Origin of the sequence: Nocardia rhizosphaerihabitans (genome assembly GCF_014646295.1) — a bacterium.
Taxonomy (GTDB): Bacteria; Actinomycetota; Actinomycetes; order Mycobacteriales; family Mycobacteriaceae; genus Nocardia; species Nocardia rhizosphaerihabitans.
The window spans coordinates 25,578-39,730 of record NZ_BMNE01000005.1 but is presented as its reverse complement, the minus strand read 5'-3'; the positions used below and the strand labels follow the sequence as shown (position 1 = coordinate 39,730).

Below are 14,153 nucleotides of genomic sequence, written 5' to 3'. Positions count from 1 at the left end.
CGTGGCTATCGGTGTTCGTGCCGCCGATCAGCTGACCGGTGCGGCTTCCTTGGACTCGTCCACCGCGTCGGGCTCGTTCTTACGGTTGCGCAGGATGCTCGAGATGAACGCCGCGCCGATGAACGCAACGCCGACGAGACCGGTGATCAGCTCGTTGACGTGCACGCCGATCGAGACCAGCAGGATCGCCGCCAGCGCGCCGATCGCCCAGTGCGCGCCGTGCTCGAGGTACACGTACTCCGAGAGCGTGCCCTGGCGAACCAGGTACACCGTGATCGACCGGACGAACATCGCGCCGATGAAGCCGAGGCCCAGCGCGATGATGATCGGGTCGGAGGTGATCGCGAACGCGCCGATCACGCCGTCGAAGGAGAACGACGCGTCGAGCACCTCGAGGTACAGGAACAGGAAGAACGCGGCCTTGCCGGTCGCCTTCACCAGACCCGACGGGCCCGAAGGAGCGTTTTCCAGCTCCTCGGTGTGGAACATCGAGCCGAGGCCGTCGACCGCGATGTAGACGATCATGCCGAGCAGGCCGGCCGTCAGCACGGTCGACCGGTCCTCGTCCTTGGTGAGGAACTCGGCGGTGAGGATCAGGCCGATGCCTGCCACGACCACCGACAGCATGTCCAGCTTGCCCGCCCTGGCCAGCGGCTTCTCCAGCCAGCTCAGCCAGGTGATCTCGCGCTCTTCGAAGATGAAGTTCAGGAACAGCAGCGCGAGGAACATGCCGCCGAACGCCGCGATCTGCGGGTGCGCGTCGGTCAGCAAGGTTTCGTAGCTGGGGCTGCCGTCGGGGAAGTACGGTGCGTCGCCAGGGGGCGGGTTGAGGGCCAGGTCGAACGCCTCGATCGGACCGAGCCCGGCGGTGATCCACACGATGGCCAGCGGGAACACCAGTCGCATGCCGAACACGGCGATGACGACACCGATGGTCAGGAAGATCCGCTGCCAGAACTCGCTCATCCGCTGCAGGACGGTGGCGTTGATGACGGCGTTGTCGAACGACAGCGACACCTCGAGAATGCCGAGGATCGCGCACAGTGCGAGGGCGGTCGGACCTCCGTAGAGGAAGGCGACGACCAGCGACAGCACCGTGACGGCGACGGACAGGCCGAATATGCGCGTAATCACGCGGAGGGACCTTTCTGTGTCACACGGACAGGGGGCCCGGTCAGTCGAGCCCCCTGTTCGCGATGGTGACTAGACGTTGACGCCGTAGTCGCGGGCGATACCGGCGAGGCCGGAGGCGTAGCCCTGCCCGATGGCACGGAACTTCCATTCGGCACCGTTGCGGTACAGCTCGCCGAAGACCATAGCGGTCTCGGTCGAGGCGTCCTCGGACAGGTCGTAGCGGGCGAGCTCGGTGCCGTTGGCCCGGTCGACGACGCGGATGTAGGCGTTGCGCACCTGGCCGAACGACTGCGAGCGGGTCTCCGCGTCGTAGATCGAGACCGGGAAGAAGATGCTCTCGATGGTCGGCGGGGTGTTGGCCAGGTCGACGTTGATGACCTCGTCGTCGCCCTCGCCCTCACCGGTGGTGTTGTCGCCGGCGTGCTCGATGGCACCTTCGGGGGACTTCAGGTTGTTGAAGAACACGAAGTGCTTGTCCGAGACGACCTTCTTGTCCGCGCCGGTCGCGATCGCGCTGGCGTCGAGGTCGAAGTCGGTGCCGGTGGTGGTGCGCACGTCCCAGCCGAGGCCGACCGCGACCGCGGTCAGGTTCGGAGCCTCTTTGGTCAGCGAGACATTGCCGCCCTTGGACAGACTGACACCCATGCGGGAATCCCTTCGGTTAGTCCGGTGTGTCGTTTCCCAGCATGTCCGAATCGCCGGGTACCGCTACGACAGTAATAGGTTTCGCGGAACTTGCGTAGGAACGAGCAGCAGCCCTGGTTAACGCGGGGAATCTCCTACCATCGGGACTGTGCGTGGTCGGGTCGCCGCGCGGTTCGGAAAGGGGACGTACCGGTGACACCTCGCAGACGCGGATGGTTCAGGTCGGGGGCCGATCATGAGTGGATCAGTGGGGCGAGGGCGGCCACATCGTCCGCCTTTCTCGATATGGATCATCGGCAGACGGCGGCGGAGGCGGGTGTGGTGGCCAGCGATCAGGTCTTCCCCGACCGCCGGGTCGGCGCGGTCTGGGAGCCGGTGCGCGCGCGGTGCTACGCCGCGGCGGGCGCGTATCTGAGTTTCACCGACGAGCTCGACACCGCCGAAGCCACGGGGAGCCCGATCGCCGACGGACCGGCCAGGGCCGATGCGCTGGTGCGTCAGCTCAACGACGCGGCGCGCGGGGTCGACGAGTTCTATCACTCCCATCGCGCGGGCCTGGAAGACGCGGCGCGGGTGCGGTCGGCGGTGCCCCAGTTGCTGACACACGTGCGGTCCGAGGCCGAGCAGGTGCTCGCCGCCGCGGCGTCGTCGGGCTACGCGAACTACCCCTCGATCGAGGCCGGTGTAAGGCGGCTGAATGAGGATCTGATCACAGCGTCCTCGGTGGATCCGCAGACCTCCGTCGCCGCCGCGCGCACGGCCGCGGCGGCGGTGCAGCAGGCGACTTCGGAATTATCGGATGCGTTGGCGCAGGCCCCTTCTCGCGCATCGGCGGCGGCGAAGGCGATCGCGTCGGTGACGACCCGGCTGGCCGCCGTCCGCAACCGCGCGAGCGGGCTCGGCCCGGCGTACTCGGCGCTGTTGCGTGAGTTCAACGCTGCGAGTTCGGCGGACTTGACCAACAATGAGCGGGAAAGCCGGCGCGGCATCGACGCCGCGGACGCCGCCCTGGTCGGCGCGCGCGTCGCGGCTGCCGATCACGACCCGGAGACAGCCCTTGACCTGACCGCCACCGCGCGCCAGCATCTCGCCGAGGCCGAGCAGTTGGTCGACGCCGTCACCCGGCGCCTCGAACTGTTGCGCGAGGTGCGTGCCGACCCCGATGCGCACGCCCGCACCGTACGATTCCGGCTGCGGGACGCGCAGATGCTCGCGGTCGACCGAGGTCTGGTCGGCGAGTGGGGGTCGGTGCTCGATGCCCAAGCCGAACGCCTCGACCGCATCAATTCCGGACTGACGGGTCGTCATCCAGACTATTGGGCATATGTTTCCGAACTGGACACCGTCGCGGCGTTCATCGCCGGAGTGGTCGAACGCATGAGAAAACACGTAGGAACCGACAGGACTTAGGAATGCACAGGACATGATGACAGCGGGGTACGCGGTCGCGCCGGAGATCTGCCTGCGTAAGCAGGTTCCGTTGCGCCATTTCCGGCAATTGCACGGACCGAAGGCCCGTGAGCTGTTCCTCCTCGAACCGGAGCCGATCGTCGACGCCGACGATCGGGAGCTGCTGGCGACCGCGCTCGGCGCGACGCTGTATGTGCCTGCCACCCGCCCCGACCTGGCCGCCACCATCCAGCGGCGCGCGGCGCGCGGCGTGTGCTCGATGGTGATCGACCTCGAGGACGCCGTCGCCGACCACCAGGTGGAGGCGGCCAAGGAGCACGCCGTCGCGACGCTGGATCTGCTCGCCCGCGGCGAGGATCCGAACCCGATGCTGTTCATCCGGGTGCGTGACCCGCAGACCGTCACCGAGCTGGTCGACCAGCTCGGGGCGGGCGCCGACGTGCTCACCGGCTTCGTCTTCCCCAAGTTCGACGCCGTCACCGGGCCCGCCTACCTGGCCGCGCTCGACGACGCGCGGCGCAGGCTGGATCGCCCGGTCTACGGCATGCCGGTGCTCGAATCGGCGAGCCTGGTGCACCGCCAGACCCGCGACGAGCAGCTCTCGCGCATCGCCGAGCTGCTCGGCGAACACCGTGACCAGCTGCTCGCGGTGCGGATCGGCGCCACCGACATGTGCTCGACCTTCGGCATCCGCCGCGACCGCGATCTCACGATCTACGACGTGCGCGTCGTCGCCGACGTGATCGCCGACATCGTCAACTACCTCGGCCGCGCCGACGGCACCGGTTTCATCATCACCGGGCCGGTGTGGGAGTACTTCGCCGACCACGAGCGGATGTTCCGGCCGCTGCTGCGGACCGCGCCGTTCGAGGAGTCCGACGCGGTGCCGTTCCGCCAGTACCTGGTCAGCCGGGATCTGGACGGCCTGCTGCGGGAGATCACCCTCGACCGCGCCAACGGCATCCAGGGCAAGACGGTGATCCACCCCTCGCACGTGGCCGCCGTACACGCGCTGTCGGTGGTGACCCACGAGGAGTACGCCGACGCGCTGCACATCATGGAGGCCGACGTCGGCGGCGTCGCTGCCTCGGAATACCGCAACAAGATGAACGAGATGCGCCCGCACCGCAGTTGGGCCCGCCAGACGCTGGTCCGGGCTCGTGCGTTCGGGGTCGCCAACAAGGGAGTGTCCTTCGTGGATTTGCTGACCGCAATGATCGCCGAATGAGCGTGTTCGGACTCGATCTGGAAATACCTTGGGCGACACAGAATCTGGGTATCGAACTGCGGCATGGTGAGTCGTTCGCCGCGTCGGCGGCCGAGGACGCGCTGCCGGGTGAGCTCTCGATCGCCGCGCTGGTCCAGCCGGGACTGCGGCGTAATCCGCGCCGGGCGCACCTGCTGGTGTCGACCGTGCTCGGCAAGCACCTGCCGACCGATCCGCGCATCGTGATCGGCGCGGGCAATCGCTTGGGTGACCTGGTGCGCGAGCACCTCGATGACCGTGAGCCCGTCGTGCTCGGCTTCGCCGAGACCGCAACAGGTTTGGGCCACTGCGTCGCCGCGCGTCTCGGTGCGAGCTGCTATCTGCACTCCACCCGCAGGGCGGAACCGCGTGCCACCACGCTGACCGGTTTCGAGGAGGGGCATTCGCACGCCACCTCGCACCTGCTGCAACCCGCGCCCGCCGACATCTTCGTCAACGATCTGCCGCTGGTGCTGGTCGACGACGAGATCTCCACCGGTGACACCGCCATCGACGCGGTCCGCGCGTTGCACGCCTTCGCGCCCCGCTCGCACTACGTGCTCGCCTCGCTGGTCGACATGCGGACCGCCGCCGACCGCGCCAAGTTCGAGGCGTTCGCCGCCGAACTCGGCGCGCGCATCGACACCGTGTGCCTGGCTTCGGGCCGCACCGAGCTGCCCGACGGCCTGATCGAGACGGTCACCGCGATGCCGGAACCGGCGCTCAATCCCGTCGCCGCACAGCGTGGTTCGTTCGGGCGGATCGAATTGACCTGGCCCGCCGACGTTCCCGAAGGCGGCAGACACGGCATCCTGAACTCCGATGTCGCCGCGTTCGATATCGCGTTGAAGGCCGCCACCGGCGAGGTGCAGACCCGCCTCGATGCCGAGTTCGCCGGCCGTCCGGTGATCGTGCTCGGGCACGAGGAACTGATGTACCTGCCGCTGCGGCTGGCCGCCGAGCTGGCCGAGTCCGGCACTCCCACCCGCTTCCAAACCACCACGCGCTCACCGGCTTACGTCCTCGACGAACCCGGCTACCCGCTACGCCGCGGCTTCCGGTTCCACGCGCCCGAGCCGGACGCGACTGCCCAGCGCTATCTCTACAACGCGCAGTTGGCCGAGGGTGAGGCACCCGTTCTGCTGGTGGTCATCGATCCGCCCGCCGACACTCCGGAGCTCATCGACCAGGGCGGCCTCGTCGACGTGCTCACGGCCTCCGGCGCCGACGTGCTCATCGCAGTCCTTCCCGGCGCGGATCCGCGCACCCTGCACACGGCCAGGACTTCGGATTCGGCGGAGCAGCTGACTCGTGATCAGCGGGTTCGGGGTTCCGGTCTGCCTCGTTCAGCCGAGGTGCCGGGACCTGCGCGTCGGTTCCCCGAAGCGCTGCGCGGCCCCGAGTTCGGCTCCTACGCGGCCGACGAGGTGTCGTGGCTGCTGAAGGACCTCTCGGACGTCGACCTGGAAGCCGATGTCGCCGAGCGCGAGCGGCGCATCCAGGCGGGCACCGCCCACTACGCCGAGTCGCTGCCGATCGAGTATCAGCCCGACGCCGAGTACCGCGAGCTGTTCGACCGCGTCCTGGCCGAGAGTGCCGAGCGGCTGGCGCTGGCGGTGGCGACGGTGGCCGAGCTGGTGGTCGCCGAACGTGGTGAGGACATCGTGCTGGTCTCGCTGGCCAGGGCAGGCACACCGATCGGCGTGCTCATGCGGCGCTGGCTGCGCAGCGGTGTGGGCAGGCCCAGCCTGACCGTGCCGCACTACGCGGTGTCGATCGTGCGTGATCGCGGCATCGACGCGGTGGCGCTGGATTACCTTGCCCACCACCACGATCCGTCCACGATCGTGTTCGTCGACGGCTGGACCGGCAAGGGCGCCATCACCCGCGAGCTGACCGAGGCGCTCGACGCCTACCACGCCGCCGGTGGCGCGCGGTTCAACGACGAGCTGGTCGTGCTCGCCGATCCCGGCAACTCCGTGCGTACCTACGGCACCCGCGACGATTTCCTGATCGCCTCCGCGTGCCTGAATTCCACGGTCTCCGGGCTGGTCTCGCGCACGGTCCTCAACGACACACTGATCGGCCCCGGCGAATTCCACGGCGCGAAGTTCTACCGTGAGCTCGCCGACGCCGATGTCTCCAACCAGCTGCTCGACGCGGTGACCGCCGCCTTCGAGACCATCCGCGATCAGGTGCCCGCCGCGGTCGCCGCGATCCGGGACTCCGATCGCACTCCCGACTGGTCGGGGTGGGCCTCGGTGGAGCGGGTGCGTGCCGAATATGGTGTCGCGACAGTGAATTTCGTGAAGCCGGGCGTCGGCGAGACGACCCGCGTGCTGCTGCGCCGGGTACCGTGGCGGGTGCTGGTTCGGGAAGCCGACGCGCCCGAACACGCGCATATCCGCCTGCTCGCCGCGGCGCGCAATGTCCCGGTGGAGGTGGTCGAAGACCTGGCCTACTCCTGCATGGGCCTGATCAAGGAGCTGGATCAGTGACCGCCGACGCGCTGTTCGCCACCGATCTCGATCGCACGATGATCTTCTCGCGCAACGCGTTCGGCGGCGCCGATGACGTGGCGAAGCAGTGTGTGGAGTACTACGAGGGCGAGCCGCTGTCGTATATGACCACCACCGCCGTGGAACGGCTGGCCGCCCTCGCCGCCCTCGCGCCGGTCATCCCGACGACGACCCGCACGATCGAACAGTTCCAGCGAATCGAGCTGTCCGGCGCGCCGTGGCGCTACGCCATCACCAGCAATGGCGGCAACATCCTGGTCGACGGCCTGCCCGACCCGACCTGGCGGGCCGCGATCGACGATCAGGTCAAGGCCACCGGTGCCACCCTCGCCGAGGTCGGGGCCGAATGGCGGTCCCGCATCGACGATTCCTGGGTCACCAAGTACCGGGAGGCCGACGACCTGTTCTGCTACCTGGTCGTCCGGCCCGAGGCGGTCCCGGAGGGGTTCCTCGCCGAATGGGACGCGTGGTGTCGCACGCAAGGCTGGTCGGCTTCGCAGCAGGGTCGCAAGATCTACACGATGCCCGATGCGGTCTGCAAGAGCCTGGCCGTCGCCGAGGTCCGCCACCGACTGGTGGAATCCGGTGAATTGTCCGAGCACGCAGAGCTTTTCACCGCGGGCGACGGCGCGCTGGACGCCCCGATGCTGACCGCGGCCGATGCGGCGATCCGTCCCCGGCACGGTGAACTCGAGGAACTGAACTTCACCAGCCCGAACCTCACCGTCACCGAGTCGGCAGGCATCCTCGCGGGCGTGGAGATCCTGGAGTGGTTCCACGACGCCGTCGAGCGCGCCGCACTGACTGTGGGCGACGCGGCCTGAGGAACCGGTATCAAGGCTGAGGGAACAGCCCCTTCGCCAGCACCGGCCACGACGTCTTGAGATCGTCCTGCCAGTACCCCCACGAGTGGGTGCCGGTCTCGCGGTAGACGAACGTGCCGGGGATGCCGAGCTGATCCAGCCGTGCCTGCAGGTTGTGCGAGGACACGAAGATCGCGCCCTCGATCAGCGCACCGAGGGCCACGGTCTTGGGCGTATCGGCGGGCTTCTCCATCCGGAACGGGCCACCGGGCTGATCGTGAATGCCCGGGATGCCGGTGCCGGTGGACACGAAAAGATGTGTACCGCGCAACTTTTCGGCATTGACCAGCGGATCGTTGGCCGCCCACAGCGGCCCACCGACCGGACCCCACATGTTCTCGGCATCACCGCCGCCGTACAGCTCGACGGTCAGCTTCACCGCCTGCTGTCCCGCCGGATCACTGACCTGGGTGAGCCCGCTGTAGACCGCCGCGCTGCGGAACAGGCCGGGCTTGGCGATGGCCAAGTTCAGCACGGGGATACCCGACATCGACAGGCCCGCAATGGCATTGACCCCGTTGGTGCCCAGCGCCGCATCGATGAGCGGCGGCAGCTCCTCGGCGATGTAGGTCTGCCACTTGTTCACGCCGAGCACCGGGTCCGGCTTGACCCAATCGGTGTAAAACGTCCACGCCCCGCCGATGATCTGCACGACGTTGACGTCCTTGTCGGACAAGAAGTCCAACGCATCGGTCCGCAGCTGCCACGAGGCGCGGTCCACCCCGCCACCCGCACCGTTGAGCAGATACAGCGCCGGTTTCGGAGTAGCGGTATCGGCCGGACGCTGGACATCGACCGGGAACGTCTGATTCATCGCGGCCGAGTGCACGAACAGCCGCAGATGCCGCGCATCGGTGACCTCCATCCGCTCGATGAAGGACCCATCCGGCGAGGTCACGGAGCCGAGAGTCACACCGGGCGCACCGACAGGCGCGGCGGACACTGGGATACCGGAAACGATCGACGCGGCAACAGCGCACAGCACCGCCGCCACGACCCGTCGAATGCTGCGACGCTGCACTGCGCCCACTCCTCTGATCGAGCAACCGCCGACTCATACTCTCGGCGGCCCTCACCGTAACGGCACTCCCGCATGCGCCGTCAGCTTTTGGAGTGTACTCGTTTCAGAATATTTCCGCCCGCCCGAAGAGCTCGCTCAGTAGTGCTGCTGCTGACCGGCGAGCTGCTGCTGGACGACCCCTTGGATCCGTTGCAGACCACCCACGGTGATACCGCTCTGCAGCTGCCCTTCGATGGTCCTGACCAGCGCGTTGTCGCTCATGACCTTCTCCGAGGACTGGATCAGCACGGTGCCGGCGCCGGTGAAGTCGAACTGGCGCTCCTCGCCCGAGTTGGCGCCCATCCTGGCCGCACCGGCCGCCAGGAAGCTGCCGATCCAGCCCTGGTCGTAGTGGTGGCTGGGGGAGGGGCAGTCGGCCCAGCCGACCAGCGCTTCGGGGTCGACGCGCAGCGGGGGCTCGGCGAACATGACCGGGCCGTTGGAGGAGGCGAGGAACTTGCCGGTGCCGATCAGGGTGAGGAAGCCGGGCACGATCGACTGCTTGAGCGCCAGGCCCGGCTCGAAGGCGAGCAGGTTGGCGCCGCGGATGGTGAGGTTGCCGTCCTCGAGATCGTAGGAATTGATGTCGTAGCCGCGGTCGCCGATGATCAGCTTGCCGTGGCCCTCGGCCACCACGTACTCACCGGCGAACAGCGGCGCCGAGAACTGGCTGCTCACCATGTGCATGAGGTTGCCCTGCAGGCCGTGGGTGAGCATCTGGAACTGGATCTGGCCGTAGTAGGCGATCATCGCGCCCTTGCGCATGAACCACGGGCCGGTCAGGTCGATGCAGTAGGCGTAGCTGTTGCCCGGGATGTTGTCGCTGGCACCGAGATTCATCGGGGAGAGGATTTGGCTCATCGACTCACAACTTCTCTTCTGAGGCCTGCACGTACACGACACCCTGTCCGTGGCAATGCAATTGCATCGCCTCGCCGGCGCCGCGGCCGACCGCGTCGCGCCAGCTCATCGCCGCCTTGAGTTCGGTCTGCACATTGCCGTAGGCGGCGACGAACGCCTGCGGGTCGACGACCACCGGATTCGGCCCGCCCACTTGCAGTTCCAGGAAACCGCCGTGGGCCAGCAGCACCGCCGAACCCTGTCCGCTGAGCTGGGTGGTGAACATGCCCTGGCCGGTCGCGACACCGGCGGCTGCGCCGCGCAGCGCACCCATCAGGCCGCCACCACCGCCGCCACCACCGGAACTCGCCACCGAGACGACCGAGGCCTGCAGACCCGCGGTGTTGGCCAGCAGTCGCGAGGCCTCGGCGCGCAGCACCGCGCCCTGCTGCATCTGCACCACGTGCACCTCGAGCCCGGCGAATCCGTAATGGACGACGCCGTTTCCGCGCGCCAGCATGGTGCGCTCGTGCTCGCCCGCCATCATGGCGCCCGCCATTCGCATCAGCCCGCCGCCGCCCATCCCGGGCCCGGCGCCGGGAATCTGGTGCGGCGCGAACGCGATCTGACCCTGGTAGAACAACATCGCGCCGGTCCGGGCGACGACGCCGCCCGCCTGCCCGACATCGACCTTGACGACCTTGCTGTTGACCTTCTCGAACATCGCCGTCCCCTACCGTTCCGCCGGCTGGATCAGCACGACACCCTGGCCGTCCCACCGCAGTGAGAACGCCTCGCCCGCGTCCTGGCCGACCATCGTGCGCCAGGAGACATCGGTGACGAAGGACTGGTTGAGGTTGCCGCGGGCCGCGACGAACGCGTCCGGATCCACGATCAGCGGATACTGCGGCGAGACCTCGAGATGGATCAGCGGACCGCCCGCCGACAGCAACGCCACCTGGCCCTGTCCGCTGACGGTGGTGGTGAACAGGCCGTTGCCCGCCGACATGCCGCCGACACCGGCGAACCGCACATCGGTGCGCAGATTGCCCGCGAAGGCGAGCAACTGCTGCGACTCGACCTGCAGCGTCTCGTTGTTCAGGTCGACCACGGTGACGTTCTGGCCGTTCACGGCGAAGAACACGCGACCGTTGCCGGTGCATTCCATGAGCGACAGCTTCTCGCCGGTGGCGCGGCGCTTGAGGCCGGACAGCACGCCCTCGCCGCCGCCGAACCCGGCCGATTTGAACTGCACATTGCCTTCGTAGGCGACCATCGAGCCGGAGATCGCGCGGATACTCGTCCCCGCGAGGTGGGCCTCGATCACCTTCTTCGATTGTTCGAACAGCTGCGCCATGACGGCCCTGGAGTCCCCTCTGGACAGGCGGGTGGAATGCCCGATATCTACTGCGTGGTCACCCTAACCGATCGATCGGGCACGCGCGGTGGCTGCGGAGCGCGGACGCTCGCGCTCGCTTTCTCGTAGAGTGACAGGCGACCGCACCGACAAGCGAAGGGTCGAACTTGTCTGCAACACTCGCCAAGGGCCAGAACGGTCCACTGGCCGTCAGTGACGTGGTGATCTCGCTTCAGCTCACGGCACCGGCCGATCTGTCCGCACTGCTCGTGACCGAGCAGGGCAAGGTCCGCACCGATGCCGATTTCGTCTTCTACAACCAGCCGAGTGGGCCCGGCGTCGATCTGCGCCCCGGTCCGGCGGGTCAGGCGGCCTCCCTTGCGGTTTCGCTGCCCTCGGTGCCCGCCGACATCGACCAGATCCGCGCCGTCATCACCCTCGACGACGCGACGAGCAACTTCGGCCGGTTCGCCCCGCCCACCGCGATCGTCTCCGACGCCGCTGGTAATCGGCTGTTCGAGTACCGGATCGACGGGCTCAACGCCGAGTCGATCGTGATCGCGCTCGAGCTGTACCGCCGTCAGGGCAGCTGGAAAGTGCGCGCCGTCGGTCAGGGCTATGCCGGTGGGTTCGCCGCGCTGGTCACCGATCACGGTGTGCAGGTGGACGATTCGCCCGCGCCCGCCGCCGCGCAGCAGGCCGCCCCGCCGCAGCCGGCGCCGCAGCAGGCGCCGCCCGCGTATCCGGCGCAGTCGGCGCCGAGCTACCCGCAGCAGCCCGCGCCCGCCTACGCCCCGCCCGGCGGTGGCTACCCGCCGCCGCCCGCCCCGGCGCAGCAGCCGCCGGCCGGCGGTTACCCGCCGCCGCCCGGTCCCGGCTCCGGCTACCCGCCGCCCGCGCAGGCCGCCCCGCCGCAGCCTGCCGGTGAGATCAGCCTGAGCAAGGACCGCCCGGTCAGCCTGCAGAAAGGCCAGCGGGTCACCCTGCGCAAGGAGGGCGGCGCCGCGCTCACCTTCGTCAAGATGGGCCTGGGCTGGGACCCGGTGCGCACCCGCGGCATGTTCGGCAATCGCACGGTCGACATCGACCTGGACGCCTCGGTCTGCCTGTTCGCCGACCAGAACCTCGTCGACGTCGCCTACTACGGCCAGTTGTCGTCCAAGGACGGCTCGGTGCGCCACCAGGGCGACAACCTGACCGGCGAGGGCGAGGGCGACGACGAGATGATCCTGGTGGATCTGACCAGGATCCCCGCGCACATCTCCACGCTGCTGTTCATCGTCACCTCCTACAAGGGGCACACCTTCGAACAGGTGCAGAACGCGTTCTGCCGCTTGATCGACGGCACCACCAACGGTGAACTCGCCCGCTACACCCTCGCAGGCGGCATGCCGTTCACGGCGATGGCGATGGCCAAGGTGTACCGGGTCGGCGGTGACTGGAAGATGCAGGCGCTCGGCGAGGGCTTCCAGGCCAAGCATCCCGGTGAGGCCGTGCCGCAGCTGGGCCGGTTCCTCGGCAGAGACTAGGCAGTACGAACAGAGCAGGGCATACACGTGATTCACCTGAAGGCGGGTCAGAACACCGCGCTGACCGCCGACACCGTGCGTTTCACCGCGCACACCGCAGGCACCGTCGATCTCGGTGCGCTGGTGGTGGGCGAGGATCTGCGGGTACGCGACGAGCACGATCATGTGTGTGCGTCGCGGCCCGCGGCTCCCGGCGTCACCTTCGCCGGTGGCGCGGTGGATATCGCACTGGCGCAGGTCAGGTCGGACGCGCATGCCGTGCTCCTGTTCGTCACCGCCGGGCACGTGCTCGGCACCGTCACCGCGACACTGACCGAGAACGGCACGCCCACAGCCGAATTCGTGATCTCACCCACCGCGGGGGAGAGCGCGCTGATCTGCTTCGAGGTGTATCGCCGCGGTGGCGGCTGGAAGCTGCGCGCGCTCGGCCAGGGGTATGACGGCGGGGCGGCGCAGCTGCTGCCCGCCCACGGCGTGCCCGCCCCCGCGACACCGCAGGCCACCACGCCGACCGAGACGGCCGAGCGGCCCGCCGGTGCGCCGGGCATCCCGCTCGAGGTCGAGCACGGTCTGCAGCGGATGTGGATGATCTTCGAGGACGCGGCCCGTTCCGCGGCCGCACTGGTCTCGGCCCGCGACTACGCCGCCAAACGGCTGGATCAGGAACTCTCCGACGCGGTCTCGAACCCGGCGACCCGCAACACCCCGGCCGCTGACGCGGCTCGCGCCGAGGCGCAACGCAGGCACGACGAGCTGGTCGGCCTCGCCGATTCGGATCATCGACGCGACAGCGACCACCTTGCTCGCGAGATCGCCGAGGCCGATTCCGTCATGCCCGCCGCGCTCGCCTCCTGGCTCGCCCCGGCCTGGACCACGAAAGCCGCACGCAGCGACGGCATCCGGCTCGGCGAGCTGTACGCGCACGACCGCGGTGAGCTGCGCGTACCGTATTGCGTTCCGGTGCCGCTGAATCGGCCGCTGTGGGTCGACTCCGAGTCCAGCGCCGCCGCGTCCCGCGTGGTCGGCGCGCTGGTGGCGCGGCTGGTCGCGGCGCTGCCGGACAAGCCGACCCGGGTCGACCTGATCGACCTCACCGGTGGCCTGCGCGGGCTCGCCGCTCCGCTCGCCCCGCTGCTCGCGGGTCCGGTCATCGTCGACCACGCCGACATCCCGGGTCGCCTCGGCGCGCTGGCGCACGCGGCCGAGCTCGCCGAAATCGCTTACAACAGTGGGCAAGCTGTGCCACCGTCCGAGCATCGGATCCTGGTGGCGGCCGACTTCCCGCACGGTTATCAGGCCACCGATGTGGTGCACCTGGGTCAGCTGATGGTGCGCGGCGATCTGATCGGGCTGTCGCTGGTGATCGTCGGCAGCGGCGGTGTCGACTTCGGTGACGGCCCGCTGTCGTTGCTGTCCCAGTCGTGCAGGCACCTGCCCACCATGCCCGGCACCCCGCTGTTCGACCCGTGGACCGGCAACGCCTGGGAACTCGACCTCGACATGCTCCCGGCCGAACCCGAGCTCCAGGCCCGCTACCTGCGGATGTAGCG

General features: G+C 68.6%; 12 protein-coding genes. 6 read left to right on the top strand and 6 right to left on the bottom strand.

Annotated features, from left to right (window positions below):
- Positions 1–27 precede the first annotated feature (27 nt).
- Both IEY60_RS21915 and IEY60_RS21910 read right to left on the bottom strand, forming a co-directional pair.
- Positions 28–1,134, bottom strand: a complete 1,107-nt coding sequence (locus IEY60_RS21915; protein WP_189031502.1) for a DUF475 domain-containing protein — start codon at positions 1,132–1,134, stop codon at positions 28–30.
- Between the two features lie 69 nt (positions 1,135–1,203).
- Positions 1,204–1,779 carry a TerD family protein gene (locus IEY60_RS21910; protein ID WP_019049996.1) on the bottom strand — a complete coding sequence of 192 codons (576 nt, stop codon included), beginning with the start codon at positions 1,777–1,779 and terminating at the stop codon, positions 1,204–1,206.
- A gap of 285 nt (positions 1,780–2,064) precedes the next feature.
- On the opposite strand from IEY60_RS21910, the gene IEY60_RS21905 reads away from it, so the two are divergent.
- Genes IEY60_RS21905 through IEY60_RS21890 form a run of 4 tightly spaced genes read left to right on the top strand, consistent with a single transcriptional unit; the run spans position 2,065 to position 7,778 of the window.
- Positions 2,065–3,189 carry a hypothetical protein gene (locus tag IEY60_RS21905; protein ID WP_189031500.1) on the top strand — a complete coding sequence of 375 codons (1,125 nt, stop codon included), beginning with the start codon at positions 2,065–2,067 and terminating at the stop codon, positions 3,187–3,189.
- A gap of 16 nt (positions 3,190–3,205) precedes the next feature.
- Complete coding sequence (locus IEY60_RS21900; RefSeq protein WP_189032465.1) at positions 3,206–4,417, top strand: HpcH/HpaI aldolase/citrate lyase family protein; 1,212 nt, start codon at positions 3,206–3,208, stop codon at positions 4,415–4,417.
- Entirely contained in the window at positions 4,414–6,933 is a 2,520-nt protein-coding gene (locus IEY60_RS21895; RefSeq protein WP_189031498.1) for a phosphoribosyltransferase, read from the top strand. Before IEY60_RS21900 ends, IEY60_RS21895 begins: the two co-directional genes overlap by 4 nt.
- Positions 6,934–6,971: 38 nt before the next feature.
- Positions 6,972–7,778 (top strand): HAD family hydrolase, encoded by an 807-nt coding sequence (locus tag IEY60_RS21890; protein WP_189032463.1) that lies wholly within the window; start codon positions 6,972–6,974, stop codon positions 7,776–7,778.
- Positions 7,779–7,788: 10 nt separating this feature from the next.
- On the opposite strand, the gene IEY60_RS21885 is transcribed toward IEY60_RS21890, so the two are convergent.
- The 4 genes from IEY60_RS21885 to IEY60_RS21870 form a co-directional block, all read right to left on the bottom strand.
- Positions 7,789–8,838, bottom strand: coding sequence for an alpha/beta hydrolase (locus tag IEY60_RS21885; protein ID WP_189031496.1), 1,050 nt, complete (start codon positions 8,836–8,838; stop codon positions 7,789–7,791).
- A gap of 135 nt (positions 8,839–8,973) precedes the next feature.
- The gene (locus IEY60_RS21880; protein ID WP_189031493.1) at positions 8,974–9,738 is read right to left on the bottom strand and encodes an AIM24 family protein; all 765 of its coding nucleotides are present in this window, start codon (positions 9,736–9,738) and stop codon (positions 8,974–8,976) included.
- Positions 9,739–9,742: 4 nt separating this feature from the next.
- Complete coding sequence (locus IEY60_RS21875; protein WP_189031491.1) at positions 9,743–10,441, bottom strand: AIM24 family protein; 699 nt, start codon at positions 10,439–10,441, stop codon at positions 9,743–9,745.
- Between the two features lie 9 nt (positions 10,442–10,450).
- Complete coding sequence (locus IEY60_RS21870) at positions 10,451–11,074, bottom strand: AIM24 family protein (RefSeq protein WP_189031489.1); 624 nt, start codon at positions 11,072–11,074, stop codon at positions 10,451–10,453.
- Positions 11,075–11,241: 167 nt separating this feature from the next.
- Here IEY60_RS21870 and IEY60_RS21865 point away from each other — a divergent pair, with 167 nt between their 5' ends.
- Both IEY60_RS21865 and IEY60_RS21860 read left to right on the top strand, forming a co-directional pair.
- Positions 11,242–12,603: a TerD family protein gene (locus tag IEY60_RS21865; protein WP_189031487.1), complete on the top strand. Its 1,362-nt coding sequence runs from the start codon at positions 11,242–11,244 to the stop codon at positions 12,601–12,603.
- Positions 12,604–12,630: 27 nt separating this feature from the next.
- On the top strand, positions 12,631–14,151 hold the full coding sequence (locus tag IEY60_RS21860) for a TerD family protein (protein ID WP_189031479.1): 1,521 nt from the start codon (positions 12,631–12,633) through the stop codon (positions 14,149–14,151).
- Positions 14,152–14,153 lie beyond the last annotated feature (2 nt).

What these genes read in the sequence shown, in the direction of transcription:
- IEY60_RS21875 (WP_189031491.1), bottom strand. Translation starts at nt 10,441, where the DNA reads ATGTTCGAGAAGGTCAACAGCAAGGTCGTCAAGGTCGATGTCGGGCAG.
- IEY60_RS21890 (WP_189032463.1), top strand. Translation starts at nt 6,972, where the DNA reads ATGATCTTCTCGCGCAACGCGTTCGGCGGCGCCGATGACGTGGCGAAG.
- IEY60_RS21895 (WP_189031498.1), top strand. Translation starts at nt 4,414, where the DNA reads ATGAGCGTGTTCGGACTCGATCTGGAAATACCTTGGGCGACACAGAAT.
- IEY60_RS21905 (WP_189031500.1), top strand. Translation starts at nt 2,065, where the DNA reads ATGGATCATCGGCAGACGGCGGCGGAGGCGGGTGTGGTGGCCAGCGAT.
- IEY60_RS21910 (WP_019049996.1), bottom strand. Translation starts at nt 1,779, where the DNA reads ATGGGTGTCAGTCTGTCCAAGGGCGGCAATGTCTCGCTGACCAAAGAG.
- IEY60_RS21900 (WP_189032465.1), top strand. Translation starts at nt 3,206, where the DNA reads ATGACAGCGGGGTACGCGGTCGCGCCGGAGATCTGCCTGCGTAAGCAG.
- IEY60_RS21870 (WP_189031489.1), bottom strand. Translation starts at nt 11,074, where the DNA reads ATGGCGCAGCTGTTCGAACAATCGAAGAAGGTGATCGAGGCCCACCTC.
- IEY60_RS21880 (WP_189031493.1), bottom strand. Translation starts at nt 9,738, where the DNA reads ATGAGCCAAATCCTCTCCCCGATGAATCTCGGTGCCAGCGACAACATC.